The sequence below is a fragment of the Acetobacter papayae genome, from assembly GCF_047721125.1.
Taxonomy (GTDB): domain Bacteria; phylum Pseudomonadota; class Alphaproteobacteria; order Acetobacterales; family Acetobacteraceae; genus Acetobacter; species Acetobacter papayae.
In genome coordinates, this window is record NZ_JBDNWF010000021.1 from 31,995 (window position 1) to 43,360 (window position 11,366).

The following is an 11,366-nucleotide window of genomic DNA, read 5'->3' on the forward strand; positions in this document are numbered from 1 at the left end:
AGCAGTCAGTCAGTAGAAAGGCGCAGCAGGCAGGCATCGCCATAGGAATAGAAGCGGTAGCCCGAGGCTATGGCGTGGTCGTAAACCTGCCGGGCGCGCTCCACCCCCGCAAAGGCCGAGACCAGCATGAACAGCGTGGAGCGGGGCAGGTGGAAGTTGGTCATCAGCACATCCACAGCCCGGAACCGGTAGCCCGGCCGGATGAAAATGGCGGTCTCTCCTGCGAAGCGGTGTACCACGCCCTGCTCGTCTACCGCACTTTCCAGCAGGCGCAGTGTTGTGGTGCCTACGGCAATGACCCGCCCACCCGCCTTGCGTGTGGCGTTGATGCGCTCCGCCGTTTCAGGCGTGATAACGCCGCGCTCCGTATGCATGTGGTGGCGCGAAATATCAGCCTCTCGCACGGGCAGGAACGTGCCTGCGCCCACATGCAGCGTAAGGGTGCAGCGGCTTATGCCGCGTGCGTCCAGAGCCGCCAGAAGAGCAGGCGTGAAATGCAGCCCCGCCGTAGGGGCCGCGACCGCACCGCGCACCTGTTCAAAAATGGTGGCGTAATCCTGAGCATCGCGCTCGGTTGGGCCATCCGGGCGGTGGATATAAGGGGGCAGTGCCAGTACGCCCGCATCGCGCAGGAAAGTATCGAACGCATCGCCCTCGGCGGAAAACCGCAGCGTTGCCGCCCCGCCTTCTTCCAGAGCCAGCACTTGAGCGGTGTGCACCGTGTTTTCGAAGGTTAGCGTATCGCCCGGCTTGAGGCGGCGCGCATTGCGCACCAGCACATGCCATGTGGCATCGGGGCGGATCTGGTCGAGTGTGATGCCAATCCGGGCCTCGCCCCGCCGGGCCTGCAACTGCGCACGGATAACGGCGGTATCGTTGGCCACGAGCAGATCACCCGGCTGCAACAGGTCCGGCAGGTCGCGGATATGGCGGTCGATCAGGGCCGGGGCTGGGGCGGTGGCATCCAGCAGGCGCGCGGCTTCACGCGGGCGCGCCGGTTCCTGTGCGATCAGGGACTGGGGCAGGGGGAAGTCAAAATCTTCTGTGCGGTCGCTCATGGTGGGCCGGGTTTACGCAATAGGGGCGCGCAACGCCAGAGAAATGCCGCGCCTCTGCTCTGGCGGGCTGCATACGCGGCATCTGAAAACATTTTGCATAAGAGTCATATTTATATTGATATTAAGAATCATTATCATTATGGATGCGATAGTAAATTCTTATTTAAAATTCTCAACCCTGGAGATAAAGGATCTGTCCGTGAGGCCGATTTCTGGAAAAGTGACTGACGCAGCCTCGAACCTTACGCTGCTGGGTGCAACCGTATGGATGGGCGCGCAGTCTTTTGCCTTCGCCGCTGATGTCGATGTGGATCATGCGGATGGTAAAAAGAAAAAAACCGCCGACCATAAACATGCCGGACAGCATAAAACCGTGCCTGGTTACGAGCAGGTCGAGGTTATCGGTCAGTTCAGGAACCGGTCTCCGAAATTTACCGCGTCCATTCTGGATACGCCCAAGAGCGTTTCGGTCATCTCGCGTCAGATGCTCGATGAAACATCCTCCCATACGCTGGCTGATGCCCTGCGCAATGTGCCGGGCATTACAATGGGTGCGGGCGAAGGCGGGAACCCCGTGGGGGACAGGCCTTTTCTGCGGGGGCAGGATGCGCAGTCCAGCACCTTTGTGGATGGCATGCGCGATGTCGGGGCCCAGTCGCGTGAGACATTCAATGTTGAATCCATTGATGTCATCAAAGGTGATACCGGCGCAATCAGCGGGCGTGCTGGCGCTGGTGGTGCGATTGTCATCAACAGCAAGATGCCGAAGTTAACGAACTTTATCGATGCCAATGTCGGTTTTGGTAATGCCGACTACAAGCGTGCGACTTTCGACGGCAACTGGAAGGTAGCCCCCACCGGGGCATTCCGCTTTAACCTGATGGTTGATGACGAGGACAAGGCCGGTCGCGGGCCGACCCATTTTGAGCGCTATGGCCTAGCCCCTTCGCTCTCATTCGGGCTGGGCACACCCAACCGTGTCACGCTGATGTATTATCACATGCAGAATTTCGACACGCCGGATGTCGGTATTCCTTATAACAATCCGAATTTTACGGCCCGGACGGATGGTGCCCCGCGCGTTATGAGCACCGGTAGCGGCGCGCCTGTCTCGGTGCCGTTCGATACATGGTACGGCCTCAAGAACCGTGATCGCAATAATGACGGGATCGACATGGGCACCTTGCGGTTCGAGCATGATTTCAGCCCCAACCTGCATATCCGTAATTCAACCCGTTATTCAGAAACCACGCAGGACGATATCTGGACCATGCCGGACGACAGTAACGGCAATATCTATTACGGCTATGTCTATCGGCGCATGAACAGTCGTATTTCCACCTTCGATACCGCGACCAACCAGACCGATTTCTACGGCACTGTGCATCTGCTCGGGTTCAAGAATTCCTTTGCAATGGGAGCAGAGTTTACCCGTGAGCAGGGCAAGAACGATACCTACGCGGCCTTTGTAAACGGCGTTAATGTGACATCGGGCACGAATTATACGCGCTGCGCCACGGCTCTGGCTTTTTCGTCGGGCACCTGCACTACGCTGCTTAACCCTAACCCTGATGATGCGTATTCCGCCTCGATCCGGCGCGCAGGCAATCCTAACAGCACCCGTTTTGATACCAAGGCGGTTTACCTGACCGATACGATCACTTTTCTGCCGCAACTGCTTGGAAACTTTGGTGTCCGCCTCGACAATGTTCAGAGCACCTTCCGTTCCGGAGGGCTGGAATACGGGCGGGGCGACAACCTGTTTACCTATCAGGGTGGCCTTGTTTACAAACCTGCACCCAATGGATCGATTTATGTTTCTTACGCGACCTCAGCCATTCCGCCGGGCAACTCGGTGGGGCAGGGTTCGGATGATATTTCGCTGGGGGCGGATCGTTCCGGCAATGTGGGCTCCGTGCTCAAACCCGAGCGGGATCGCACGATTGAAGTCGGCACAAAATGGAGCCTGATGCATAACAGGATTTTCGTAACCGGAGCTCTGTTTCAGATCGACGCCAGCGATTTCAAGATCACGACTGCAACGGGGGGTATTGCCAATGGCGGCAAAAAGCGCACCCGCGGTGGCGAAATCAGCATTAACGGCCAGTTGACCAGATGGTGGGAAGTCTCGGGGGGATATTCCTATCTCGATGCGCGGCTTATCGAATATGGTGGCTCGGGTGCTAGCGCAGGCCTGATGAACGGTCGCCATGCCCCCAACACGCCTGAAAACAGCCTGTCGCTATGGACAACGTTCCGGCCTGTCGAAAATCTGAAACTGGGTGGCGGTGTGTATTATATGAGCCGCATTTACGGCACGGATTCACCCACAGCACCAAAATTCGTGCCCGCATACTGGCGTTTCGACTTTATGGCCAGTTACCGCTTTCTCAAGCATTATACGCTGCAGCTCAATATCCAGAATATTGCTAACACGCGGTATTTCATACAGGCCTATACGACGCATTATGCCCTGCAGGCTCCGGGGCGGACCGCGATGGTCAACATGAATGTCCACTTCTGAGGAGCACGCGGCCCTTCTGGTCCTTGTCACGCAGCATGCAAGGGCTGGGGATGCACAGGCGCAACTGGCTTTGGGCCAGTTGCTGCTTAACGGGATTGGCACCGGCCGGGACGAGAAAACGGCTTTCCGATGGTTTCTGGCCAGCGCCCTTCAGGGGCAGGCCATGGGCTGCAACATGGTCGGGCGCTGCCGCGAACTGGGTTGGGGGGTAGCACTCGACACGGCTGAGGCCATGCCATGGTACCGGCGTGCGGCACAGGGCGGGCTGGACTGGGGCATGTATAATTACGCAACGGGCCTGACACTGGGCTGGAATGGTGCGCGCGATCATGACGCCGCTTTTTTGTGGTTCAGGCGTGCGGCAGCCCTTGGGCACTGTAAGTCCTTTAATATTATAGGCGGCTTTTATGAGGATGGCTGGGCCTGTCCGCGCGACTTGCGCAGGGCACGGGGTTGGTACGCCGCTGCCGCCCGGTGCGGCGACTTTCGTGGGCACTTCAATTACGGCCGGTTCCTGTTGCGCGAAAACCGGCTTGAGGACGCAGCCTACCATTTTGACCTCGCCCGTCAGTCAGGCACGGCAGCCTTTGTTGAAAAAATGGACGCCTTTTTGTGCACGACAGGTGGTATGGAGCCGCCTGCCATGGTGCCGCTTTCTGGCGGAAAACCGGATAGGGCAGTTCTGAACGAATATGCTGTGGAAGTGTATTATGGATAAGGCAATTGAAGGCTAGAAATGTATCTGAAACAATTCTAGATTTCCATGGCTTCTACCTGAAAGGTGTTCCATGGCATTGTATACTGCTAGTCAACCCGAGAATATTAACCCGGTCATTACGATGGCACGGGTATGACAGTCGAGCATGGCGCCTCCCCGGTGAGCGTGCGGAACGAAGTATATCCACTGCGCGCATGGCTGCCAAAAACAATTATTTTAGGTACCGCAGAGCTGTTTCTGTTCCTCAATATTCTGTGGATATGGCGTTACCGGGCCGGGCAGGCGCTCGATATTGATGAGGCAGGTTATTTTGCTACGGCCCTAAGCGATTATCGCGCATGGCTGCTCCATGGTTTCCTTGGCTGGATAAAAGAGGTGGAAGCACCGTCCATCCAGTCGCCGATAACCACAGCGCTTTCATCTGTTCTTTATATGATGGCCGGCCCGGTTTCGGAACTTGGTTATCTTGTCCCGATTGCTTTTGGCGCAGGGACGGTCATTTTGAGCTACCTGATTGCGCGTAGGCTTGCAGGCGAATGGTTTGGTACGCTTGTGGCGGTCTTTGTCGCGACCTCTCCAGCAATTATCAATTTCAGCCGCAATTTTAATTTCGCCATGGCGGCAACATTTTTTACGACGCTCGCTTTGTTATGCCTGTTGCTTTCCAAGGGGTTGTCCAGCCGCCGCTGGTCGATCGCATTGGGGGTGTCCGTTGGCCTGATGGTGCTTGGCCGCACCATGACACTGGCGTTCTATCCCGCGATTGGTGCTGCCGTGCTCTGGGCGGTGTTCACGAATGACAGGCACAGAAAGCGGGCATTGCTCAATGCCGTGATAGCAGGGGTGATAGCGGTCCTGACTGCATCGACATGGCTGATATTTAGTTGGGAGCGTGTTTTTGGCTATCTTTTTTCCTTTGGGTATGGAGCAAAGGCCAAAAACTATGGTCCTTCGGCTTTCTGGGAAAGTGTAAGAATAACGGTCCAGTATCTGGGTATTTACGCGCAGTTGCGGCATTTCCTGTGGCTTGTATTGGGGTGGATGGCCCTTATTGCATCGGGGGGATACGCCCTGCGGCATACAGGCAGGAACGACCTTTTTTCCAGACTGTCTTCATCCGCTATTGCACCGATCGTTATTTTTTCGGTGCTTTCCATGGCCGCACTCATGAGTTCATCGAACAAAGGGAGTGGTTTTTCTATTCCGCTGTTTCCCGCGATTGCCATTGTAGCACTTTATGGCCTCTACACCCTGTTTCAGAACCGGCAATGGCAGGGGGTTGTCAGTGCGCTGGTGGTTGTTTCTTCGGTTGCTGCGGCCTTTCCCTTGATGGGTATGGGCCCACCTTTCTACCGTGAGGCCAATATTAACCTGCCACTGATTCACACTATTCCAAAAGCGGATTCACGGGCACCGATTTATGGCTACATGCTCAGCGGCCAGCTCGGAAGTCCTGATGTGCCCACCGTCATTTCGGCAGACGAGTCTCGTCAATGGGTGGCGGCGGCTGATCAAATATCTCTTATACTCCACGACATGACACCACCGGGAAAAGAGGTGAAGTTCGGTTTTAGAACTTATGTGCTCAACGGGAATACAGTGCTGTTTGCTAATGGCAGACGGGTGGGCACGCCACTGCCCATTGATCAGGCTCCCCCTTTTCCGGGCACAGTAGAGGATTACAGGCACTGGATTGAAGCAAGCCCGAGTTGCTCTTTACTGTCTTCTCCCGGCACAGCGGGCGATATTCTTCCTTCGGTTGATGTGCCAGCACTGGAGCAGGCTGCAACGCTAAGCGGTTTTTCCGTAAAACAGGTCACGCATATGCCCAACGGCCGGGAAATCCGGTTCTGGTCAAGGCCCTGTCAATAATGACGCCCAAGCGGCATTTGTCGGGTTGATATGGTTTTTGCCACGGCTGTTTACTGTCTGCATCCTGTGGTGTTGCCGGTAGCAGCCGTGGCTTTAACACGGGGTATCTACGGTGCTTATGGGCCGATATCAGCGCTCGGAATGGCCCAGATTGACAGGGATGCGACGCGCCCCGTACAAAAGCACAGGTCGAGGTTCGGACAGAAAAGCTACACGCAAAATCCGGTCTTTTACCTTGCATGAAAGGGGGCAACTCCGCCCGATGCGGGTGCGCTCCCAGATCGACAAGGAGAGAAACACATGTCCTATGCCCTGCTTGATGCGGCCCGTGTTGCCAAGGCTGCCGAGGTTTCGCTCGGTGTGCTCAAGAGCGTCACGGAAACATCCGAGGCGCATACGCGCAAGGTTATCATGATTGAACGGATCGAGGCGCTGGCCAAGGCAGCTTCGGAATCCGGGCAGGGTGTAACCCTGACATCCGAGGAATTCTGGCTGATCAGCCGCAACTGGTAGGGGCTGGCTATGACGTTTGTTCTTGAAAGCCCGGCTTTTGTTACCGGGGATGTGCTGCCTCAGGCACAGGTTTATGACGGCATGGGCCAGACAGGGGCCAACCTGTCTCCCGCGCTGACATGGAAAGGCGCTCCGGAAGGCACGCGCAGTTTTGTGGTGACGGTTTATGATCCGGATGCCCCGACAGGCTCTGGCTGGTGGCACTGGGTGGTGGTGAATATTCCCCCACAGGTGACAGCCCTGCCGGAAGGTGCGGGTTCAGGCAAGGGGGGCCTGCCGGAAGGCGCTTTGCAGATCCGTACTGATTTTGGCGCGCCGGGATACGGTGGGGCGGCCCCACCGCCGGGGCGTGTGCACCGGTATATCTTTACGGTTTACGCGCTGGATGTACCCGCTCTTGATGTGGGGGCGGATGCCAGCCCGGCTATGGTGGGTTTCATGGTCCACCATCACCAGCTTGGCGCGGCCAGCCTGACCGCGCTGTATGGCGGTTCCGCCAAATAAGACTCTCTGCGGGTCTGGCTGGTGCGTATCAGTCCAGCCAGGCCAGCAGCGGCGGGAGATACTGTTCTAGCTTGATGCGCACGGGCATCAGGTAAGCATTGCCCTGTGTGTGTGACAGTTCGCGCAGAACCCGCCCCGCAAACGCGACATTGGCCTCCAGTGTGGGGGAGAAATCATGCGGGAAGACGATATGGTTCGTGGTTTCCCAGTATGAGCGCGAACGCGGTCCGATAACGGGGGAGAGCCCCCAGAACACGGTCTCGTTCTTGAGCCATTCACGACACAGGTCGAACAGTTTGAAATCGAAAACCGGCTGGGTAAAAAACCCTTCAGCCCCGGCATCTTTCTTGCGGGCAACGTCTTCGAGTTCCTGCCATGGCGCGCGGCGATAGGGGTCGAACGCGGCATAAACCCGCAGGTGCGGGGCTTCACGCCTGTAGCGGCGGATAATGCTTTCCGAACTGTTGGGGTAGGTGCGGCGCGACAGGTCGGCCGGTGGGTCGCCATGCACAACCAGCACTTCCTCCAGTCCCGGCTGATTCGCGCCGGGCAGGGGGGCATCGGGGGCGATGTCGATGGCGCGCACATGCGCGATGATACGCTTGCAGTAAGGCTGCGCGAGTGTGGCCGCATCCCAGCTGCGCAGGGGAAAGCGCATGAGATCGGGGATGTTGAGCGTATCCGCCGCAGGAAACAGGGTTTTGACGGTCCGGGCTTCGTTTATCAGGTCTTCCGGTGTGCGCGGTACCAGTTCGATAGATAAGCGGGCCAGACTCACGGCAGTTTTCCCTCTATCTGCAGGCGTGCTGCTGCCAGTGTGTTGCTCAGCAGGCAGGCAATGGTCATGGGGCCAACGCCGCCGGGCACGGGGGTAATGCGCCCGGCAACGGTTGCGACTTCATCAAAGGCGACATCACCCACAAGGCGGCTTTTGCCGTCTGGCGTAGTGGTGCGGGTAATGCCCACATCAATGACCGTGGCACCGGGCTTGACCCAGTCCTTGCGCACCAGTTCGCGGCAGCCGGTGGCCACAACCAGAATATCCGCCTCACGCGCGACAGCCGCCGTATCGCGGGTGTGGATATGCGCAATGGAGACGGTGCAGCCTTCGGCCAGCAGCATCAGGGCCAGCGGTTTGCCAACCAGATTAGAGCAGCCGATCACCACCGCATGCAGGCCGGTCATGTCGCCAAGCTGGTCGCGCAGCAGCAGCAGGCAGCCAAGGGGGGTGCAGGGCACGATACCGGGCAGATTGACGGCCAGCCGTCCGGCATTGACCTCGCCCAGCCCGTCCACATCCTTTTCAGGGGCGATGGCGTTGGTAACGCGGCGCGCATCCAGTCCGGCGGGCAGGGGAAGCTGCACCAGAATACCGTGAATTTCGGGGTCGTTGTTCAGCCTGTCCACCAGCCCGAGCAACTCTTCCTCAGATGTGGTTTCGGGCAGCATATGCATGAACGAGCGCATGCCCGCATGGTGCGTCTGTATGGCCTTGTTGCGGACATAGACCTCGCTGGCCGGGTCGTTCCCCACCAGTACAACGGCAAGACCGGGCGTGACGGCATGGCGGGCATGGAAGGCCTGCACCTCCTCGCGCACCGTGTTTCGCAGCGTGGCGGCGAAGGCCTTGCCGTCGATAAGCTGGGCGCTGGGGCCGGAGGAAAGAGGGGTGCTGGTGCTGCTCATTGCTTCTGTCGCCGGAGGGTGTGGTCTTGCTGGTGTAAGGAATGAGTCGGGCATACGCAAAAAGGAACGCCCCTGCAATGCCGTGAACCCTGAGGGCGGGTGGTGCGGCAGGGGTGGCAGAGAGTGGTTTGTGCGGCTTGCCGCCCTGTGTGGCAGCCGATGCCGGTGTATCGTAGCGGCGGCGCGGGCTGAGCTGGGCATGCCGTCTTGTGTGGTGGGGTGACGGCCTATGAAGGCGTGCTGTCTCCTTCCTTGCCATCGCCATCTTTGCGATAAGGCGACAGCGCCATCAGGGTCTCGGCTTCGGCACGCATGGCCGGGCGTTCGCTTTGCAGGTAGTCCTGCACGGCACGGCGCAGGGAGGGATTTTCCAGCCAGTGGGCCGAATGGGTCAGTACCGGCAGGTAGCCGCGCTGGATCTTGTGTTCGCCCTGTGCTCCGGCTTCTACCCGTTCCAGCCCATGAGCAATGGCAAAGTCTATTGCCCGGTAATAGCAGAGTTCAAAATGCAGGAAGGGCCATTCCCCCCTGCATCCCCAGTTGCGACCGAACAGGGTGGTGCCGCCCAGAATATTCAGCGCCATGGCAACGGGGGTCTGGCCATGGCGTGCTACCATCATCACAACCACATCGCCCAGCCGGTCGGACAGGAGTGGAAAAAAGCTGTCGGCCAGATACGCACGGCCCCATTTGCGGTCGATCGTATCTTGATAGAAACTGTAAAAAGCCTGCCAGTCTTCTGCAGTTATGGCCTGCCCACGCAGGGTTTCAAATGTCAGGCCACAGCTATTGGCCTCGCGTCTTTCGCGCCGGATGCTTTTGCGCTTGCGGGAGGAAAGGGTGGCGAGGAAATCGTCAAAACTTGAAAAACCCTGATTGTGCCAGTGATATTGCACACCAAGCCGCGGCAGCCACCCGCGTTCGGTCAGCAGGGTGCTTTCCTCGGGCTGGCAGAACGTCACATGGACAGAAGAAAGCCCCGTATCACCGCAGATCTGGCGGAGCGCATCGGCCAGCACGGCGCGGGTTTCAGGCGGGGCGGCAGGGTGTGCCAGCAGGCGTGGGCCGGGTGCCGGGGTAAAGGGCACGGCACATTGCAGCTTGGGGTAGTAGCGCCCCCCCGCCGCGTTAAAGGCGCGTGCCCACCCCTGATCGAATACATATTCGCCCCAGGAGTGTTCCTTGAAATAAGCCGGGCAGACTGCGGCCAAAGCCCCATCGGGGCTTTGCAGGCGCAGGTGGCGGGGTATCCAGCCTGTTTCGGGGCTGACGGAACCACTGTCTTCCAGCGCGCTCAGAAAAGCATGGCTGATGAACGGGGCATCCGGCCCGGCGCAGGAATCCCATTGTGCCGGGGGAATGGCATGAATGCTGTCATGCAGAGTAACGGCCCAGTCAGCCATGGCGATCACGCTCCCTGTAGGGGGCCGCCTCCCACCCCGGTGGAGGGGAGGCCGGGCATTACGCGATTTCGAACAGTCCTTCGACTTCCACCGGAGCGTCCAGCGGCAGGGACGGCACGCCCACGGTGGAGCGCACATGGCGTCCGGCATCACCAAACACGGCTACCGCCAGATCGGATGCACCGTTCATGACCGTGGCCTGTGCTGTAAAGTCCGGTGTGCAGGCAATGAACCCGCCCAGCCGTACCACGCGCTTGACGCGTGAGAGATCGCCAATGGCGGCTTTCACCTGCGCGATAACGTTGATCATGCTGTAACGGGCGGCCTGCACAGCGGTTTCGACTGTGACAAGTCCGCCCAGCTTGCCGGTGGCGAACAGCGCGCCATCAAGTAGCGGCAACTGGCCTGAAACCACCAGAGTCGAGCCTGTCTGCACGCAGGCGACATAATTGGCGACCGGGGCAGCAGGCACGGGCAGGATGATGCCAAGAGCTTCAAGGCGGGATTCGGGGGTGTTCATAGCGGGTTCTTCCCTTGATCGTTGCGTGCCTACGGGTCAGCAGACCAGCCGCAGGCCACGCTTTCTCTGTCCTGAAGGGGTATCATCCTCACCGGGCAGGTCAAGCGGCAGGAGCGGGTCGGGCTCTGTCTGGGTATCCTGATGCGGCCCGTCGGGCAGGCGTTTGCCCAGATAGGTGTCTGACAGGGCGCGGAACACGTAATCCAGCATGGACGTGGCGTAAGAGGCCACGGGGTCGCCCTCTACCGTGCCAGCCGGGCCAAAGCAGGAATAGGCAAAGTTATCCACAAAGGCATCGAGTGGTGCGCCGTATTGCAGCCCGATGCTGACAGCTTCGCCAAAGCTTTCCATCAGGCCGCGCACCATGCTGCTTTCCCGTGTGGGGGAGAGCGAGAGTTCGCCCAGCGTGCCGTCTTCATATTCTCCGGTACGCATGAACAGGCGGTGCCCGCCAATGCTGGTTTTCTGGGTAAAGCCGCCATGCCGGGCGGACAGGGCGCGCCGTGCGCCACGTTCGAGCTTCTGGCGCGCGGGGGCGGGCAGAGCTTCGGGGCGGGCGGGCATACGG

Annotated in this window: 11 protein-coding genes; 5 read left to right on the top strand and 6 right to left on the bottom strand. The window is 58.9% G+C overall.

The window, feature by feature from the left end; genetic code table 11:
- Positions 1–5: 5 nt before the first annotated feature.
- Positions 6–1,058 (bottom strand): tRNA preQ1(34) S-adenosylmethionine ribosyltransferase-isomerase QueA, encoded by a 1,053-nt coding sequence (queA, locus tag ABF757_RS07950; RefSeq protein ID WP_415481671.1) that lies wholly within the window; start codon positions 1,056–1,058, stop codon positions 6–8.
- Positions 1,059–1,278: 220 nt separating this feature from the next.
- Here queA and ABF757_RS07955 point away from each other — a divergent pair, with 220 nt between their 5' ends.
- From ABF757_RS07955 to ABF757_RS07975, 5 genes are all read left to right on the top strand, one after another.
- Entirely contained in the window at positions 1,279–3,582 is a 2,304-nt protein-coding gene (locus tag ABF757_RS07955; RefSeq protein WP_415481672.1) for a TonB-dependent receptor, read from the top strand.
- Positions 3,569–4,300, top strand: a complete 732-nt coding sequence (locus ABF757_RS07960) for a tetratricopeptide repeat protein (RefSeq protein WP_415481673.1) — start codon at positions 3,569–3,571, stop codon at positions 4,298–4,300. Before ABF757_RS07955 ends, ABF757_RS07960 begins: the two co-directional genes overlap by 14 nt.
- A 132-nt stretch (positions 4,301–4,432) precedes the next feature.
- Positions 4,433–6,172, top strand: coding sequence for an ArnT family glycosyltransferase (locus ABF757_RS07965; RefSeq protein WP_415481674.1), 1,740 nt, complete (start codon positions 4,433–4,435; stop codon positions 6,170–6,172).
- Between the two features lie 300 nt (positions 6,173–6,472).
- Positions 6,473–6,685 carry a hypothetical protein gene (locus ABF757_RS07970; protein WP_025861538.1) on the top strand — a complete coding sequence of 71 codons (213 nt, stop codon included), beginning with the start codon at positions 6,473–6,475 and terminating at the stop codon, positions 6,683–6,685.
- Positions 6,686–6,694: 9 nt separating this feature from the next.
- Positions 6,695–7,189 carry a kinase inhibitor gene (locus tag ABF757_RS07975; RefSeq protein ID WP_415481676.1) on the top strand — a complete coding sequence of 165 codons (495 nt, stop codon included), beginning with the start codon at positions 6,695–6,697 and terminating at the stop codon, positions 7,187–7,189.
- 28 nt (positions 7,190–7,217) lie between these two features.
- Here the strand turns inward: ABF757_RS07975 and ABF757_RS07980 are convergent, their stop codons facing one another.
- The 5 genes from ABF757_RS07980 to ABF757_RS08000 form a co-directional block, all read right to left on the bottom strand.
- Positions 7,218–7,967 carry a methylenetetrahydrofolate reductase gene (locus tag ABF757_RS07980; RefSeq protein WP_025861541.1) on the bottom strand — a complete coding sequence of 250 codons (750 nt, stop codon included), beginning with the start codon at positions 7,965–7,967 and terminating at the stop codon, positions 7,218–7,220.
- Positions 7,964–8,875, bottom strand: a complete 912-nt coding sequence (locus tag ABF757_RS07985; protein WP_025861542.1) for a bifunctional methylenetetrahydrofolate dehydrogenase/methenyltetrahydrofolate cyclohydrolase — start codon at positions 8,873–8,875, stop codon at positions 7,964–7,966. The genes ABF757_RS07980 and ABF757_RS07985 overlap by 4 nt, the downstream gene beginning before the upstream one ends.
- 227 nt (positions 8,876–9,102) lie before the next feature.
- Positions 9,103–10,278 (bottom strand): GNAT family N-acetyltransferase, encoded by a 1,176-nt coding sequence (locus tag ABF757_RS07990; RefSeq protein WP_415481677.1) that lies wholly within the window; start codon positions 10,276–10,278, stop codon positions 9,103–9,105.
- A gap of 58 nt (positions 10,279–10,336) precedes the next feature.
- Complete coding sequence (locus ABF757_RS07995; protein ID WP_415481678.1) at positions 10,337–10,798, bottom strand: RidA family protein; 462 nt, start codon at positions 10,796–10,798, stop codon at positions 10,337–10,339.
- A gap of 36 nt (positions 10,799–10,834) precedes the next feature.
- The coding region (locus ABF757_RS08000; protein WP_462897826.1) for a TSCPD domain-containing protein at positions 10,835–11,366 on the bottom strand (532 nt) is incomplete at its 5' end.

Coding starts and splice junctions, on each gene's coding strand:
- queA (WP_415481671.1), bottom strand. CDS start 1,058: ATGAGCGACCGCACAGAAGATTTTGACTTCCCCCTGCCCCAGTCCCTG.
- ABF757_RS07960 (WP_415481673.1), top strand. CDS start 3,569: ATGTCCACTTCTGAGGAGCACGCGGCCCTTCTGGTCCTTGTCACGCAG.
- ABF757_RS07965 (WP_415481674.1), top strand. CDS start 4,433: ATGACAGTCGAGCATGGCGCCTCCCCGGTGAGCGTGCGGAACGAAGTA.
- ABF757_RS07970 (WP_025861538.1), top strand. CDS start 6,473: ATGTCCTATGCCCTGCTTGATGCGGCCCGTGTTGCCAAGGCTGCCGAG.
- ABF757_RS07975 (WP_415481676.1), top strand. CDS start 6,695: ATGACGTTTGTTCTTGAAAGCCCGGCTTTTGTTACCGGGGATGTGCTG.
- ABF757_RS07985 (WP_025861542.1), bottom strand. CDS start 8,875: ATGAGCAGCACCAGCACCCCTCTTTCCTCCGGCCCCAGCGCCCAGCTT.
- ABF757_RS07990 (WP_415481677.1), bottom strand. CDS start 10,278: ATGGCTGACTGGGCCGTTACTCTGCATGACAGCATTCATGCCATTCCC.
- ABF757_RS07995 (WP_415481678.1), bottom strand. CDS start 10,798: ATGAACACCCCCGAATCCCGCCTTGAAGCTCTTGGCATCATCCTGCCC.